Genomic DNA, 17,277 nt, shown 5'->3' with positions numbered 1-17,277 from the left:
GAGTAAATATGTCTTTAACTCAAAGGGATACCATGAAGATACTGCTTACTGGCGGCACTGGTTTTATTGGTTCAGAATTGATGAAGTTACTCACAACTCATCAAGTACTTTTGTTAACTCGCAATCCCGCACAGGCAAAACAGCGTCTTCAGCATGCTGATGTTGGAAATATTCAATACTTAGACTCTCTTAACTCCCTTGAAGATCTCAACGACATTGATGCCGTAATTAACCTCGCAGGAGAGCCAATTGCAGATAAACGCTGGACCAAGCAGCAAAAAGAGCTTATCTGCAGTAGTAGGTGGAAAATAACGGAGCGAATTGTCGAGCTGATTCATGCCAGCACCAAGCCACCTTCGGTGTTTATAAGTGGTTCCGCTGTTGGTTACTACGGCGACCAACAGGATCACCCCTTTGATGAAGCGTTGCATGTGAATAGCAACTGCTTTGCCCATCAAGTTTGTGAAAAATGGGAACAAATCGCAAAACATGCCGAATCTGAGCAAACTAGAGTTTGTATAATACGCACTGGTATCGTACTTGGCCAAAATGGTGGCGCGTTGGCAAAAATGATCCCTCCCTACAAGTTTGGTTTGGGTGGGCCACTGGGTAGCGGCAACCAGTATATGCCTTGGATACACTTACTCGATATGGTGCGAGCAATAATGTACCTATTAGAAACGCCTCATGCTCATGGACTCTTTAACCTATGCGCTCCCCATCCAGTTACCAACAGTATTTTTAGCAAGACATTAGCAAAAACCTTAAAGCGTCCCCACTTCATGCGTTCTCCTAAATGGGTGATGGAGTTAGCCATGGGCGAGGCAGCTTGCCTACTCTTCGATAGTGCGCGAGCTAAGCCGAAAAAGTTAACCGAACTCGGCTTCAAGTTCAGTTACTCTAGAGTTGCCCCAGCCCTCAAACACTTGCTTCAAGACCGAAGTTGTTGAATCATAAGGCTCACGCCCTCTCAGTGAGCCCTATACCATGAAAAAGTCAGTTCTTATCACCGGATGCTCCACTGGCATCGGTTACGTATGTGCCCATGCTTTGCAAAAGGAAGGCTTCCACGTCATTGCTTCCTGCCGACAAGACCAAGACATCGAACGCCTAACCAACGAGGGCTTAACGTGTATTAAGCTTGACCTTAATGATCCTGAGAGTATTTCATCCGGCGTCGCGCAAGCGCTCGAGCTAGCTGAGGGTAAACTTTATGCCGTCTTCAACAATGGCGCTTACGGTCAGCCGGGTGCTTTGGAAGACTTGCCGACAGAGGCCCTTCAAGCACAATTTCAAACCAACTTCTTCGGCTGGCACCAACTCGTAAGAGAAGTGCTACCGCACATGCGTAAACAGGGTGAAGGGCGCATCATCCAAAACAGCTCCGTACTCGGCTTTGCCGCCATGAAGTATCGTGGCGCCTATAACGCATCTAAGTTCGCGCTAGAAGGCTGGACAGACACCCTACGTTTGGAATTGATGGATACCAACATCAAGGTTGCATTGATCGAACCAGGGCCGATAGAGACCCAGTTTAGACAGAATGCCTTAAAGGCGTTTGAGCAGTGGATTGATGTGGAAAGCAGCGCCCACAGAGCAGCTTACGAAGGGCAGAAGCAGCGTTTAGATAACGACAAGTCGAACAACAAGTTTGTGCTTCCTGCTGAATCTTGTATTGAGCCCGTGCTTCACGCACTCAACAGTGATAAACCAAAGATTCGCTACAGAATCACCACACCAACTAAAGTCTTTGCCGTTTTAAAGCGCCTATTACCAACTCGTCTTCTTGATAAAATTTTGCGACAAGCAGCATAAAAACTTTTTATCACAATGTAATTTTATCGTAACAATGTGATGTCATTATGAGCATGTAGGTTAAGAAAACCTCAATGTTCGAATCAATTTCTAGGTTAGTATCTTCATCCATCGAGCCTGAACGCGATGTGGATACTCACTTTAGATTTGGTATCGCCACCCTTTCTGTTTTGTATTTTCGCGAGACAATAATGACATTAAATCAGCTTAACTGGCTTAGTGTGGGTGTAGTGTTGACCATGTTCATCCTATTTTGATACCACACCCAGCACACAACTATAACGTCTAACAAGACTCTCTAACCCGTGCTGGACTTGCCAAATTTAATAGCACTTTCGCTTGCTATCAGGAATACGCTGCTTCGGCAGCGTTTTTCCTTTCTATCGCTTGAATTTCCCAAATATCAACTCCATATCTACAATCAACGACAAGAAACAAAAAGCAAGGATACTCTGATGCAATCCCCATTTATCGTTGAGTTAACAGAACAAAACTTCCGTGAAACGCTTGAAGGATCAATGAACACGCCGGTGTTGATTCATTTTTGGGCGAGTGCTCAACCAGAAAGTGCACAAGTGATTCCTGAATTACAAATGCTGGCTCAGCAATACAACGGCGCTTTCACCCTTGCTCTATTGAACTGTGAACAGCAGCCTGCTCTTGCTTCTCAATTCGGCGTGCAAGTGCTACCGACCATCGCATTGTTTATGAATGGTCAAGCAGTCGATGGGATGGGTGGCCCTCAGCCAATTGACGCGATTACGGCAATGCTGCAAAAGCATCTACCAAGCCAAGATGAAATGCAGTTGAAGCAAGCCAGCGAACTGCTCCAACAAGGTGAACATGCTCAAGCTTTGGCGATTCTACAAACGTTATCGGAAGAGCTTCAAAACCGTGGTGATGTAAAACTAGCGATGGCAGATTGTTTACTGGAAACCAAGCAGTTTGAATTGGCACAAACGCTATTGGGTGCGATTCCACTGGAATACCAAGACAACTACTACAAAGGTTTGATCGCGAAGTTAGATCTACATCTTCAAGCCGCAGATAGCCCAGAGCTTCAACGCCTTGAACAAGAGCTAGCCGCAAACCCTGATAATTTAGAACTCGCGTGTGAGCTTGCAGTTCAATACAACCAAGTCGGCCGTGATGAAGAAGCACTTGAGCTACTTTGGAACATTCTCAAAGCCAACCTCGGTGCACAAGACGGTGAAGTGAAGAAAGTCTTTATGGATATCTTGAGCGCACTTGGCCAAGGTAACGCATTGGCAAGCAAATACCGCCGTCAACTTTACTCGATTTTGTACTAATCAAATCTTCGTAAAGTTAAAGAGTTTGAATAGAAAAGGCCGGAAAATCTCCGGCCTTTATTTTATTCGGAATTTATCAAACCTCTCATTTCTACGATTGTTTAATAAAGCGAAATGCGTAAGAATGGATTAATTATTATGCATTTAAGGGAATAGCACATGCCAATTGACTCATTGATAACCATCGGTATTTTCGTTGCTTTAGCCGTCGTCATCCTCGCCTCTGCAATTAAAACCGTTCCACAAGGCAATAACTGGACAGTTGAACGCTTTGGGCGTTATACCCACACTTTAAAGCCAGGTCTCAACCTAATCATTCCTTTCGTCGACCGTGTCGGACAAAAGGTCAATATGATGGAACGCGTTCTCGACATTCCTGCTCAAGAAGTTATTTCCAAAGATAACGCCAATGTAGTCATCGACGCGGTAGGTTTTGTTCAAGTCATCGATGCTGCAAAAGCCGCTTATGAGGTTAACGATCTAGAACATGCCATTCGCAACCTAACCCTCACTAACATTCGTACCGTGCTTGGCTCAATGGAACTGGACGAGATGCTCAGCCAACGCGACATGATCAATACCAAACTGCTCTCTATTGTCGACCAAGCAACCAACCCTTGGGGCGTAAAAGTTACTCGTATTGAAATCAAAGACGTTCAACCACCTGCAGATCTCACTGCGGCGATGAATGCCCAAATGAAGGCTGAACGTAACAAACGTGCCGAAATCTTAGAAGCAGAAGGTGTTCGACAAGCAGAAATTTTACGAGCAGAAGGCCAGAAGCAATCAGAAATCCTCAAAGCAGAAGGTGAAAAACAGTCCGCAATTTTACATGCTGAAGCTCGCGAACGGGCAGCTCAAGCAGAAGCGAAAGCCACCTACATGGTATCGGAAGCCATCGCAAAAGGTGATGTACAAGCTGTAAACTACTTCATTGCCCAAGGTTACACCGAAGCGTTAAAGAGCATCGGCCAAGCAGAAAATGGTAAGATCGTCATGCTGCCACTCGAAGCAACAGGCCTCATGGGCTCAGTAGCTGGTATCGCAGAAATGTTCAAACAAAGTAAAGACTAAGGCCTGCGTATGGATCTATTTAGCCTATTAGAAGGTGTTACATTCTGGCATTGGATTGCATTTGGCCTCGCGTTGCTTGCCGTTGAATTACTGGGAACCGCTGGCTACTTTCTTTGGCTAGGCATCTCAGCGCTGATCGTGGGCGCCATTATGTCCTTCTTACCCATCAGTTGGCAGATGCAATGGCTTGCATTTGCTACTTTTAGCTTAGTAACAACATGGCTATGGTGGAGAAAACAATGGTCAAAAGATCGCAAAGGTGATGAGTCCCGAGATCTCAACCAAAAACACAAACAATTAATCGGCAACATTGTCACTTTAGAAGAAGACTTCAAGGTAGGGATGAATCGCTTAAGAATAGCGGATTCAACTTGGTCAGCAGAATCTGAGCACGATTTACCAGCAGGAACTCGAGTCGAGATTGTGGCTGTAGAAGGTATTATTCTTAAGATTAAGCCTGTTTCTCGCTGATTTGTGTCAAAATAATAGGGTGTAAAGCACCCTATTTCATATTTATTCCAACTACCTCTTTTATTTCATCGACTTATTTAAATTATCCATAGAAATTAAGTAATAGAAATATTATTAGTATTCTATCAGTTCTATTTACCATTCAATTATTCGAGTCGAATAATTCAGATACATAGAAAAATATATTTCCTTTTTCGTAATCTAAATTTATTTTAAAAAATAAAACACTGTTGAATTAATTTTTGATCTTTCTTGGTCTCTATACATACTTAACGCATGAGCATTTCACTTTGATGCTTATATTTTTGGTAAGTAAGAGGATGTACTATGAAAATCTTAAGCCTAGTTTTTGCTGTGGGACTATTATTCTCAGTAACCAGCGTTTCAGCTCAAAATAGCGCAGGGCATGCATTTGGAGCTGGTGTAGATTGTACGTTTAGCGATGGGACAGTCAAACACCTTCCGAGAGAATTATGCAAAATGTATGGTGGTGAGCATAAGTAGTCATAACTAGTCCTTCATGCATAAACACATTTCAGAACGAAGCAACCACCACAAAAAGGCCACCAGCAAAGCTAGTGGCCCTTTTGAATGTTATTCATCAACGAAATCTGTAGAAATCCGCACCAATAAATGCATCCCATCCCCTTTGCCATTCTGCTTTGATCATCACTTCTTGTGGCTGCCCTCTGCATTGGTCAGTATATTTTAGTCCTTGGATTCCCTTTTCAAAGGCCTTAAATGGATCGCAATATTCCTTTTTCCCTAGCTCATAACCACTCTTATAAGCTTCTTCATCAAACGGGACTTTCAGCTTCAACATTTCAATAGTGTCATTTTGATAACTATAACCATTTGAACCGAACCTCTCACCTTGTCCCATCCAGTATTCTGATGCTGTTTTCGGACTTGATGAACAAGCTTGTAAACCAATTAATAAAGCTGGAATAATCAATATTTTTCTATTCATAACCCACCCCAAAGAAATAAAAAAAGCTGAGCAAGTGCTCAGCTTTATAGACAGTAGTTAACTAAACAAGTTCTCTTATTTCACAGAGAATGGGATTGCCAACACTAACTTGAAATCTTCCTCGTCTTGGAACAAGTTTGTGTAACCAGTCCAGTTTGGAGCATTAGTGTCATTGAAGTAGTTAGTGTAGTAGAAGCTGATGTGTGCATCTTTAAGAGCACCAGCTTGGATAGCGTAGTTAGCGAAAGCACTGTATGCGTATTCTGTTAGGTCATCGTAACCTTGAACAGATGAACCGAAGCCATATGCACCGCTAATACCAGCGCTGAAACCTTTGCCACCAATGTCAGAGAAGTCGCGAGATACAGATGCGAATACCGCTAGCTCTTCATCATGGTTAAAGTCAGAACGGTTGTTCCACCAGATTTCGTAAGCACCATTAGAACCACCGTATTGGCTTGTTAAACGGTAAGACATGTTGCCCACAACTGCTGAGTCGCCGGAATCTGCACCCGTGTATGTTGCTTCTGCACGGTAAGAGTACTGACCTGAAGAGAAGCTAGTTAAAAGAGCTAGTTGGAATGCAGTGCTATCATATTGTTCACTGTCATCAACGATGTATAGTTGTGGAGACCAGTATAGACCACCTTCAGTAGTACCTTTCACTTTGAAATGAGCATTCCAACGGTCACCATCAGATAGACCACCGTATGCAGCATCAAGAGAAATACCATTATCTAGAGTGTAACGACCACCAATTGAGTACAATGTGCCTGCATCTTCACCTTTGGTTGTTTGGAACTCATAAGTTTCTTTGAACCATGGGGCTTTGTATTCAGTTGCAACAACCAAACCAAGATCTAAACCAGCAACCGAGCCACCAATCTCACCACCTAAGTATGAACCTGGAGCGAAAGACCAGTTCACACCAAGAGAACTAGGAACTGAAGGCTGGAAGTAACCTAACTTAGCAGTTACATTCTCACCAAATTTGAACTTAGCTGCTGCAGTAGCAAACGATACACCGTTATCAGTACAGTCAGTCCAAACGTTAGAACATGCGCTGTCTTTTGGTTGCTTATCATAAGGGTTATTTACACCCCAGAAGTTCATTTCGTGGTCAGCACCACCGTTTTGCCACATGTCGAAAGTGCTGTAGATAACAACATCAAGACCTGCAACACCACCTACGTAACCAGAGTTAAAGCCTAGATTAGCAAAAATAGAGCCATGGTCTAGGTTTGTCGTTTTCTTGGTATCGTTGCCGTTAGCATCTACGTTACCGCGGTCACGAGCACGCATCCAAAAGTTAAGGTTACCGCTAATTGTTGATTCTGAGAAAAACTCAGAAACTGCATCAGCATACTCAGGACCCATAGGGTCTTCAGCCATTGCTGGAGCAGCAGCGATTGCGCCCATCATTGCTGCAGTGATCGCAGATACTTTAAAAAATTTGTCCATGGAAAAACTCCTAAAAATGGATATAGCTGTACTTGTTTTCCTCACCTTTAGTTGGCCGCCGAAGGCAAGAAGTCAATTTCCTGATTAAACCTAATCATTTCTAATTTGGTTTTTTTTAGCTCCTGCATACACACCGTGTATCCATGACTTTAAGACTAACTTCGCAGCTAAAAACATCCAAATAGAACTTATTTTTTTTCTAAAAAAATATGAGCCACGCCAAAGTTCCATCTAAGTTATTGATCTAGATCTGATTTTTGTCACTACTAGTTGGAACCATAAATAAATACATGAATAACAATAGCTTAAGTAAATAACTCATTAGTTAGTTTGAAGTGCGTCGCATGGCTGTAGGGGATATTAATTCAATATTTAAAGGAGAGACATTGATCACTGAATAAAAAAAGCGAGGTAAATTAGTGCTAATGTGTGACTTATTACGCGCAAACAAAAAGCCCAAAACTTGAACAGCTTTGGGCTCTTGAAGGCAATTTTTTGTTTTTTTAGGTGGGTTATTTCATCAAATTGAGTAAGTCTTGTTCAGTTTGAATCTCAATACCTAGCTCCTGCGCTTTTGCAAGCTTAGAACCAGCATTCTCACCTGCAAACAGAATGTCTGTTTTCTTAGATACACTGCCTGTCACTTTCGCTCCTAGATTCTGTAGCGCTTCTTTAGCTTCTGAGCGGCCTAACTGAGAAAGAGTGCCAGTTAACACGACCGTTTTCCCTTCCAAAGGCAGCTCTACCCCTTCTTGTGGTGCTGCAATTTCTGGCCAGTGAATACCTTGTTCTAACAAGTCTTGTACAACTACTTGGTTTTTCTCTTCGCTGAAGAAGGTGGTAATGTGTTTCGCTACTATCACACCAATGTCTTGAACTTCAATCAACTGCTCTTCTGTGGCTTGTTGAATGGCATCGAGGTTTTTGAAGTACTGTGCTAGGTTGGCTGCAGTCGCCTCCCCTACTTCACGAATACCGAGCGAGTACAAGAAACGTGGCAACGTTGTTAGTTTTGACTTCTCAAGCGCATTCACAACGTTGGTCGCCGATTTCGGTCCCATTCGCTCTAGAACCGTCAATACGCCCGCAGAGAGCTTGAATAAGTCAGCTGGGGTTTCCACCATTTCACGATCCACCAGCTGCTCAATCACCTTATCGCCTAAGCCGTCCACATCAAGAGCCTTACGAGACACAAAATGCTTCAGCGCTTCTTTACGTTGAGCCTGACAAACTAAACCGCCAGTACAACGTGTTACCGCCTCCCCTTCGATGCGCTCAACGTGAGAGCCACATACTGGACAAGCATTCGGGAAGATGATCTCACGAGCCGTCTCTGGACGGCGCTCTTTAATCACCGATACAACTTGTGGAATCACATCACCAGCGCGACGAATAACAACTTGGTCACCGACCATCACTTGTAAGCGTTCGATCTCGTCTGCGTTATGAAGCGTAGCGTTAGAGACCGTCACACCACCAACGAACACTGGCTCAAGCTTAGCGACAGGGGTAATTGCACCGGTACGACCCACTTGGAACTCGACTTCATTTAGCGTTGTAATTTCTTCCTGAGCAGGAAATTTGTAGGCAATTGCCCAACGCGGAGCACGAGCAACAAATCCCAATTGCTCTTGAATAGCAATGTCATCAACCTTGATTACTACGCCGTCGATTTCGTAAGCTAAAGCCTCACGGCGCGTGAGAATATACTGGTAGTAAGCTTTGACCTCTTCTAAGTTGTCGACACGCTTGGTTTCAGGGCACATTGGTAAGCCCCAAGATTTGATTTGCAAGAATCGCTCGTAGTGACTGTTGGCAAGTGTAGCGCCCTCAACAACACCAACACTGTATGCGTAAAAGCTCAGTGGACGCGAAGCGGTAATACGTGAATCTAATTGACGTAGGCTACCCGCCGCTGCATTACGCGGGTTAACAAATACTTTCTCGCCTTTTTGACGAGCGATCTCGTTAAGCTTGTCAAAACCCGCTTTGGGCATAAACACTTCACCACGGACCTCGAGTCGAGCAGGCCAATCATTGCCTTGCAGTCGAAGAGGAATTGCACTGATAGTTCGCACGTTCTCAGTGATGTTTTCACCTGTTGTACCATCGCCACGAGTTGCTGCCTGAACCAGTACGCCGTTCTCGTATAATAGGCTTACCGCCAAGCCATCAAGCTTTGGCTCACAGCAGTATTGTTTAATGCTATGACCAACAACACGGTCTTGAGCACGTTTATGAAAGCCGTCTAACTCTGCATCATCAAAAGCGTTATCTAGCGACAGCATTGGCACTTCGTGAGTGACTTGGCTGAATTCAGACAGTGGCTGACCACCAACACGTTGGCTTGGAGAGTCAACAGTCACCAACTCTGGGTGCTCGGCTTCAATATCCAATAGTTCACGCATCATACGGTCGTATTCTGCGTCTGGAATCTCTGGGTTATCTTCCACGTAGTAACGAACAGCGTGGTAATGCAACGACTCTTTTAATTCTTCTAGTCGCTGATGTACTGATTCAGACATATTAAAGCCCCGTGTATATTGTTCAATGAGGTTGGGAATCTAAGAAAAAGGGCTCCTAACGGAGCCCTATCATTATTTGGTGTTAAGGTTATGCGTTAGCAGCATTAAACTCAACTATTTGACGTCGATATGATGCCAATCGATCTGGCGTCATCAAGTTACGTTGATCGTCCAGTACGTTACCACCCATATCATCCGCTACTTGTTGTGCAATACGCAGCATAAGGTTGAAGTTTTGATCCGCTTCACCATAGCAAGGTAGCGTCATAAAGAATGAAATGCCTTTGGTCGTGAACTCAGCTGGATCACCGTGCTCCAACGTGCCTGGGTGCATCATGTTTGCAACGCTGAATAGCACTTTGCCATTACCAGATAAGTCTACATGACGGTGGAAAATGTTCATTTCACCGTAGATCAAACCATTTTGTTGAAGACTATCGAACAGCTTAGTTCCCACAAACGGGTCTTCTCCAGCACAGTGCACATTTAATATGATCACCTGCATTTCTGGCTCTGGCTTTGGTTCTTCTACTACGTTTGGCTCAATCACTTCTGGCAACGCTTGTTCTTCGGTATCTTCTACAAGGGTACTTTCAAGCGGTTCCTTTAGCGACTCTTTAGGTTGAACAACTGGCGCCTCGATTTCGACTTCTTCATCGGCAACGGCGCTAAACGCTGGCAACTCACTCTCTTGCTCTACAATAGCTGAAGGCTTTTTTACTGGCTCCGTATCTGGAACACCATCAATAAGAGGATCGTGGTTAATCAAAGGATCCGATTCGATATTCTTCTCAAAAGGATCATTGCTACCAAAATCCGGCTCTTTTCGGTCTTTACGGATTATCTCAAAATCATCTTCAGGCGCAGGAGCAAAGTCACCACCAGCTAAGCTCTGCTCGTCAACCAGATCATTATCGAGCTTACCTAATGGTTTATCCCCAAATTTGGCTTTACCTTCTTTTTTACTTGTCCACAAACCATGGAACAACAACGCTGCAATGGCTAAACCACCAACAACGATGAGTACGAATCGCAATTCCTGCATTATTTACTCTCAATATCCTTAGTAAAACTGCCTTTGGGTATCCTGAAGCAGTCACGCTAAGCGCCAAAAATTCTATAGATAGATGTACTTTACCAAAACTGTATGCTGGTTTAGAACAACTTAATGCAAGAAGTTCCGTTTTTTGTTGTGATTTTTGCCACGAAAATTAATCCTCAGTCATGATTATCACTTTTAGTACAAAGAGTCGCTGGGGCGAGCTACGACATTGCAGTTGTTCACTAGGTGGTTACAATGGAGCCTTTACCGTTTATGACAAGAGATTAGGAATCTGTGGATATAAAACAGCGTAGTGGATTTGGGTACTTTTTCTATGGGCTTAAACTAGCCCTTTCTCCCCAACTGAGAAGATTTGTAGTATTGCCATTAATGGCCAATATTTTGTTGGTTGGTAGCGCTATCTATTATTTATTTTCTAATTTGAATCTCTGGATAGAGAGTTGGATTGGGCAACTACCCGAGTTCTTATCTTGGCTTACGTACATTTTATGGCCACTATTAGCACTGACCATCCTCGCTACTTTCTCGTACTTCTTTAGCACCCTAGCAAATTTTATCGCCGCGCCTTTCAATGGCCTGCTTGCTGAAAAAGTAGAAGAGTCTTTAACTGGAAAAAAGCTTAACGATGATGGACTAAAAGCCTTACTCAAAGACACGCCTAGAATTCTTGCGCGTGAATGGCGAAAGTTACTCTATGTATTACCAAAAGCCATCGGCTTATTCTTACTTCTACTAATTCCGGCGTTAGGTCAAACTGTGGGACCAATCCTATGGTTCATCTTCACGGCTTGGATGTTGGCGATTCAGTACTGTGACTATCCATTTGATAATCATAAAGTGCCTTTCAATGACATGCGTTACAAATTGAAACAAAAGCAAGGTAAGGCATATGGCTTTGGTGTGTTGGTTTCTGTATTCACGACCATTCCAATTCTTAACCTCATCGTGATGCCAGTTGCCGTCTGTGGTGCGACTGCAATGTGGGTCACCGAGTTTAAGCATCAACAATAAAGCGCGTTTTCATCCGATTAGGGGAGGCTCCACATACCTCCCCCTTTCATTTTGTTTAATTCTCGACCAACCTCATAAGATATAACTTTTTAATCCTTTTCCCTTTTTTTCATACCGCATATTCTTTTACCCATATTCACAAAACGTGTAATGAAGGAACATCACTATGAGCAAGATCTACGAAGACAACTCTCTTACTATTGGTAATACTCCTCTAGTTCGCCTTAATAAAGTGAGCAAAGGCAAAGTTCTAGCGAAAATCGAAGCACGTAACCCAAGCTTCAGCGTTAAGTGCCGTATTGGTGCCAACATGATTTGGGAAGCGGAAAAAGCTGGCACGCTTAAGCCGGGTGTTGAGCTAGTAGAGCCGACCAGTGGTAACACAGGCGTTGCGCTTGCATTCGTAGCAGCCGCTCGCGGTTACAAGCTAACGCTAACCATGCCAGAGTCAATGAGTCTTGAACGCCGCAAACTTCTAAAAGCACTAGGTGCAAATCTAGAACTAACAGAAGCAGCAAAAGGCATGAAAGGTGCGATTGCTAAAGCGGAAGAAATCGTAGCAAGCAACCCAGACAAATACCTTCTCCTACAACAGTTCAACAACCCAGCTAACCCAGAAATCCACGAGAAGACGACTGGCCCTGAGATTTGGGAAGCAACAGACGGTGAAATCGATGTATTCGTAGCGGGTGTAGGTACGGGTGGTACTATCACAGGTACAAGCCGTTACATCAAAGGCGAAAAAGGCAAAGCCATCACTTCTGTGGCAGTAGAGCCAGCTGAATCACCAGTGATTGCCCAAGCGCTAGCAGGTGAAGAAATCCAACCAGCACCACACAAAATCCAAGGTATCGGCGCAGGTTTCATCCCTGGTAACTTAGATTTAGAACTTCTAGACCGCGTTGAGCAAGTCACTTCTGAAGAAGCAATCGAGATGGCTCGTCGCCTAATGGAAGAAGAAGGTATCCTAGCTGGCATTTCTTCGGGCGCAGCGGTAGTAGCAGCAAATCGACTTGCAGAACTCCCTGAATTTGAAGGAAAAACTATTGTTACGGTTCTACCAAGCTCTGGTGAACGTTACCTAAGTACCGCGCTATTTGCGGGTATCTTTACCGAGAAAGAGAACCAACAGTAATATGTGGTCAAATCAATTTTTCGTTTAAAAAAGCCCCGTTCAGGGGCTTTTTTGTTGATCCCTGCCTCACCTTTGGTAATATCAGGGTGTTTTATTTTTAGGTTCAAAATAAAGAATCTAAACCAAAAAGTTTTCTAAGTAATTGTGCACGCAAACAGTTGCGTAATTACCAAACTTTTGACTAGTATCAGTTCTGACACGCTTTGAACTCTCCCGTGCTAGCGCACAAGAAGTAAAGCAGTTAAGCTAAAACTCAGTCACAAACTAACAAAAAAATACATTTATTGGGGTATATCACATGTACGAGAAGCAAGTAGAAATCACAGCAGAAAACGGTCTTCACACTCGTCCAGCTGCACAGTTCGTTAAAGAAGCTAAAGCATTCGACGCGGACATCACTGTGACTTCTAACGGTAAAAGCGCTAGCGCTAAGAGCCTATTCAAGCTGCAAACACTAGGCCTAGTAAAAGGTACTCTAGTAACTATCTCTGCTGAAGGCCCACAAGCTCAGCAAGCAGTTGACCACCTAGTTGCTCTAATGGACCAACTACACTAATTCGGTCTCCTATTTCAGAAGCCATTTTGTGAAAGCAAAATGGCTTCGTTGGAAATAGGCTCAAAACTAAGCTAATACTATTCGTTAGCGCACCCATTATTCTCCCGTTTTATAAAGTTGACCAACTTAAGGTAAGGCTATGATTTCAGGCATCCTAGCATCTCCTGGTATTGCAATCGGTAAAGCACTACTACTTCAAGAAGATGAAATTGTCCTAAACACAAACACTATTTCTGACGATCAAGTAGAAGCAGAAGTTGCACGTTTTTTTGACGCACGTAACAAATCTGCAGCTCAGCTAGAAACTATCAAGCAAAAAGCGCTTGAAACTTTCGGCGAAGAAAAAGAAGCGATCTTTGAAGGTCACATCATGCTTCTTGAAGACGAAGAGCTAGAAGAGGAAATCCTAGCACTTATCAAAAACGACAAGATGACTGCTGATCACGCGATTCACTCTGTGATCGAAGAGCAAGCATGTGCTCTTGAGTCTCTAGATGATGAATACCTAAAAGAACGTGCTACTGACATTCGCGATATCGGTTCTCGTTTTGTTAAGAACGCTCTAGGCATCAACATCGTTTCGCTAAGCGACATCGATGAAGAAGTTATCCTAGTAGCTTACGACCTAACACCATCTGAAACTGCACAGATTAACCTAGACTACGTTCTTGGTTTTGCTTGTGACATCGGCGGTCGTACTTCTCACACTTCAATCATGGCTCGCTCTCTTGAGCTTCCAGCTATCGTTGGTACTAACGACATCACTAAACAAGTTAAGAACGGCGATATGCTGATTCTTGACGCGATGAACAACAAGATCGTTATCAACCCATCTGACGCTGAACTAGAAGAAGCGAAAGCAGTTAAAGCTGCATTCATCGCTGAAAAAGAAGAGCTAGCGAAGCTAAAAGACCTACACGCTGAGACAACTGACGGTCACCGCGTTGAAGTTTGCGGTAACATCGGTACGGTTAAAGACTGTGACGGTATCATCCGTAACGGTGGTGAAGGTGTTGGTCTGTACCGTACTGAATTCCTGTTCATGGACCGCGATGCACTTCCAACTGAAGAAGAGCAATACCAAGCTTACAAAGAAGTTGCTGAAGCGATGAACGGTGAGTCTGTGATCATCCGTACTATGGATATCGGCGGCGACAAAGATCTTCCATACATGGATCTTCCAAAAGAGATGAACCCGTTCCTAGGCTGGCGTGCAGTACGTATCAGCTTGGATCGTCGTGAAATCCTACGTGACCAGCTACGTGGTATCCTACGTGCATCTGCACACGGTAAACTGCGTATCATGTTCCCAATGATCATCTCTGTAGAAGAAATCCGTGAGCTTAAGAAAGCGATCGAAGAGTACAAAGCAGAACTACGCGCTGAAGGTCATGCATTCGACGAAAACATCGAAATCGGTGTAATGGTTGAAACTCCAGCTGCAGCAGCTATCGCACACCACCTAGCGAAGGAAGTATCTTTCTTCTCTATTGGTACAAACGACCTAACTCAGTACACACTAGCGGTTGACCGTGGTAACGAGATGATTTCTCACCTATACAACCCACTATCACCAGCTGTACTTACTGTGATCAAGCAAGTTATCGACGCTTCTCACGCTGAAGGTAAGTGGACTGGTATGTGTGGTGAGCTAGCAGGTGATGAGCGTGCAACACTTCTACTTCTAGGTATGGGTCTAGACGAGTTCTCAATGAGCGGTATCTCTATCCCTAAAGTGAAGAAAGTTATCCGTAACTCTAACTTCGCAGAAGTGAAAGCAATGGCTGAAGAAGCACTTTCTCTACCAACAGCAGCAGAAATCGAAGCAGTTGTAGAAAAGTTCATTGCAGAGAAAACTCAATAATCAACTAATTCCAATGAGATAGGCGGTTAAAAAAAGTCGTCTATCTCGAAAGATTGGTATACTATAATTCGACAGAATTAAATAAAACGTTAGGAGCATGACACAATGGGTCTGTTTGACAAACTTAAGAAGCTAGTATCTGACGACAGCGCTGACGCAGGTGCAATCGAAATCATCGCACCACTTTCTGGTGAGATCGTGAACATCGAAGATGTGCCAGATGTTGTTTTCGCTGAGAAAATCGTTGGTGATGGTATTGCTATCAAACCTGCTGGTAACAAAATGGTAGCTCCTGTAAACGGTACTATCGGTAAGATCTTCGAAACGAACCACGCGTTCTCTATCGAATCTGACGACGGTGTTGAGCTATTCGTTCACTTCGGTATCGACACTGTTGAACTGAAAGGCGAAGGCTTCAAGCGTATCGCAGAAGAAGGTCAAACTGTTAAAGCTGGCGACACTGTAATTGAATTCGACCTAGCTCTTCTAGAAGAGAAAGCGAAATCAACGCTAACTCCAGTTGTTATCTCTAACATGGACGAAATCAAAGAGCTGAACAAGCTTTCTGGTTCTGTAACTGTTGGTGAAACTCCAGTTCTACGTGTAACTAAGTAATTATTACTTAACCTAACACGAAAAAAACGCTGCCAACGGCAGCGTTTTTTATTACCTGAAACTTTTACTTCCGAACGATTTCTATCGCTGAACCTCGTTCAACTGAGCAAGCCAAGTGCCGAGTTAGGTCTCTGTTTCGCTTGAGCCAACAATGCTGTCGTTGCGTCTTGCAGCACTTGTGAACGTACCATCTCTGTCGATTCTCGAGCAAAGTCAGTATCTCGTATCCGCCCTTTAGATTCAGTCACACTGCGATTGACGGTATTGAGGTTGTCCATAGTGCCACTAACCCGGTTTTGAAAGCCGCCTATTTCACTTCGATGCGAGTCAACGTACTTAATTGCCGCATCTATCACGCCAACCGAAAGCTGTGCTCCGCCGACAGTCGACATATCGATGTCGTCCATTGTGACTAACCCACCAGCAGTAACATCAAGCTCATCCACTAAACTGCCCTTTAGTTCCACACCTTCTGGCGCATTCAGCGTCGAGGAAAAGAATTGCAGTTCATTGTTTTCAGTCACTGAGGCACTCACTATCGATTGCTGCGCATTGATGTAAGTGGCCACTTGCTCGATGCGGTCTCCTCGTTTGAGCCTAATAGATTCTGTTTGGGTTTGCCCTTCGCTGTCTTGGTATTCAAACTTGAGAGTTTGATTACCTTTGGAGACTTGCCAATCTTTCTCGACTGCATCACCGATATAATGCTGCCCTCCCATCTCCGGGATATGGCTGCGCATATTTCGCAGTGTCAAAGAGATTGAGTTGGCATTTGCTCCGATATGGAAGCTTTGTGAGCCGTAAGATCCATCAAACAGGTTTTTATCCGCAAATGTCGTCGTGATCGCAACACGATCAAGCTCATCTTGTAGCGCTACGACCTCGTATTGAATACTTTGCCGGTCACTTGAATCATTACTGCCGTTTGCAGCTTGAAGCCCCAGAGAGCGTAAGCGTTGCAATATATCGCTACTCTCATGCAAAGCCCCCTCTGCGGTTTGCGCCACCGAATATGCGTCGTTCGCATTTCTCAAGGCGACATCCAACCCTCTTGTTTGGACATTAAGAGTATTGGAGATCTGTAGACCAGCAGCGTCATCACTGGCAGAATTAATCCGATAACCCGAGGTAAGATTACGCTGCGATTCTATATTTTGCTCAGTTGCATGACCGAGGTGTCGCTGCGTCATCATCGCAGTAACATTGGTATTTAAAGAGACCATCTAATCGATACCAACTCCTTGTCCCCGCCCTATACGGCCTGTCTAGTGCGTAATTTGAATAAGCAAAAAGCCAGGGGCGAGCCTGGCTTTTGTATCGCGTCGTATTAGGTTGACTAACCTAGTAAGCTTAGCGCTGAGTTTGGCGCTTGTTTCGCTTGCGCAAGAATTGAGCTTGACGCTTGCG

The 17,277-nt window shown here is 44.1% G+C and carries 15 protein-coding genes; 10 read left to right on the top strand and 5 right to left on the bottom strand.

Going from position 1 to position 17,277, the window contains the following annotated elements; genetic code table 11:
• The first annotated feature begins 32 nt into the window (after positions 1-32).
• The 5 genes from KIV41_RS16330 to KIV41_RS16310 all read left to right on the top strand — a co-directional run bounded on the left by KIV41_RS16330 (position 33) and on the right by KIV41_RS16310 (position 4,670).
• A complete protein-coding gene (locus KIV41_RS16330) occupies positions 33-950 on the top strand; it encodes a TIGR01777 family oxidoreductase (protein WP_038885316.1) in 918 nt (305 codons plus the stop codon).
• Positions 951-987: 37 nt separating this feature from the next.
• On the top strand, positions 988-1,815 hold the full coding sequence (locus tag KIV41_RS16325) for an SDR family oxidoreductase (RefSeq protein WP_010446761.1): 828 nt from the start codon (positions 988-990) through the stop codon (positions 1,813-1,815).
• A 455-nt stretch (positions 1,816-2,270) separates the two neighbouring features.
• Positions 2,271-3,125 (top strand): co-chaperone YbbN, encoded by an 855-nt coding sequence (locus tag KIV41_RS16320; RefSeq protein ID WP_010446759.1) that lies wholly within the window; start codon positions 2,271-2,273, stop codon positions 3,123-3,125.
• Positions 3,126-3,284: 159 nt separating this feature from the next.
• Positions 3,285-4,199, top strand: coding sequence for an SPFH domain-containing protein (locus KIV41_RS16315; RefSeq protein WP_010446739.1), 915 nt, complete (start codon positions 3,285-3,287; stop codon positions 4,197-4,199).
• 9 nt (positions 4,200-4,208) lie between these two features.
• Positions 4,209-4,670 carry an NfeD family protein gene (locus KIV41_RS16310; protein ID WP_045385374.1) on the top strand — a complete coding sequence of 154 codons (462 nt, stop codon included), beginning with the start codon at positions 4,209-4,211 and terminating at the stop codon, positions 4,668-4,670.
• A gap of 601 nt (positions 4,671-5,271) precedes the next feature.
• On the opposite strand, the gene KIV41_RS16305 is transcribed toward KIV41_RS16310, so the two are convergent.
• From KIV41_RS16305 to zipA, 4 genes are all read right to left on the bottom strand, one after another.
• Complete coding sequence (locus KIV41_RS16305) at positions 5,272-5,640, bottom strand: DUF2799 domain-containing protein (protein WP_010446733.1); 369 nt, start codon at positions 5,638-5,640, stop codon at positions 5,272-5,274.
• Positions 5,641-5,715: 75 nt separating this feature from the next.
• Positions 5,716-7,101, bottom strand: coding sequence for a hypothetical protein (locus tag KIV41_RS16300; RefSeq protein ID WP_010446732.1), 1,386 nt, complete (start codon positions 7,099-7,101; stop codon positions 5,716-5,718).
• 512 nt (positions 7,102-7,613) lie between these two features.
• Positions 7,614-9,626, bottom strand: coding sequence for an NAD-dependent DNA ligase LigA (gene ligA, locus KIV41_RS16295; RefSeq protein ID WP_045385371.1), 2,013 nt, complete (start codon positions 9,624-9,626; stop codon positions 7,614-7,616).
• An 88-nt stretch (positions 9,627-9,714) separates the two neighbouring features.
• Complete coding sequence (gene zipA / locus KIV41_RS16290) at positions 9,715-10,671, bottom strand: cell division protein ZipA (protein WP_010446730.1); 957 nt, start codon at positions 10,669-10,671, stop codon at positions 9,715-9,717.
• Between the two features lie 291 nt (positions 10,672-10,962).
• Between zipA and cysZ the strand changes: the two genes are divergently transcribed.
• From cysZ to crr, 5 genes are all read left to right on the top strand, one after another.
• Positions 10,963-11,700 carry a sulfate transporter CysZ gene (gene cysZ, locus KIV41_RS16285; protein ID WP_252041690.1) on the top strand — a complete coding sequence of 246 codons (738 nt, stop codon included), beginning with the start codon at positions 10,963-10,965 and terminating at the stop codon, positions 11,698-11,700.
• 166 nt (positions 11,701-11,866) lie between these two features.
• Complete coding sequence (gene cysK, locus KIV41_RS16280; protein ID WP_005436896.1) at positions 11,867-12,835, top strand: cysteine synthase A; 969 nt, start codon at positions 11,867-11,869, stop codon at positions 12,833-12,835.
• A 298-nt stretch (positions 12,836-13,133) separates the two neighbouring features.
• Positions 13,134-13,391 carry an HPr family phosphocarrier protein gene (locus KIV41_RS16275; RefSeq protein ID WP_005436894.1) on the top strand — a complete coding sequence of 86 codons (258 nt, stop codon included), beginning with the start codon at positions 13,134-13,136 and terminating at the stop codon, positions 13,389-13,391.
• Positions 13,392-13,530: 139 nt separating this feature from the next.
• The gene (gene ptsI, locus KIV41_RS16270; protein WP_010446728.1) at positions 13,531-15,255 is read left to right on the top strand and encodes a phosphoenolpyruvate-protein phosphotransferase PtsI; all 1,725 of its coding nucleotides are present in this window, start codon (positions 13,531-13,533) and stop codon (positions 15,253-15,255) included.
• A gap of 105 nt (positions 15,256-15,360) precedes the next feature.
• Positions 15,361-15,870 (top strand): PTS glucose transporter subunit IIA, encoded by a 510-nt coding sequence (gene crr / locus KIV41_RS16265; RefSeq protein WP_005425608.1) that lies wholly within the window; start codon positions 15,361-15,363, stop codon positions 15,868-15,870.
• 98 nt (positions 15,871-15,968) lie between these two features.
• Here crr and KIV41_RS16260 read toward each other — a convergent pair whose 3' ends face one another.
• The gene (locus tag KIV41_RS16260) at positions 15,969-17,093 is read right to left on the bottom strand and encodes a flagellin (protein WP_252041689.1); all 1,125 of its coding nucleotides are present in this window, start codon (positions 17,091-17,093) and stop codon (positions 15,969-15,971) included.
• Positions 17,094-17,277: the final 184 nt, after the last annotated feature.

It is taken from the genome of Vibrio sp. D401a, from assembly GCF_030248515.1.
Lineage (GTDB): Bacteria > Pseudomonadota > Gammaproteobacteria > Enterobacterales > Vibrionaceae > Vibrio > Vibrio rotiferianus.
This window is presented reverse-complemented; position numbering and strand designations above follow the sequence as displayed.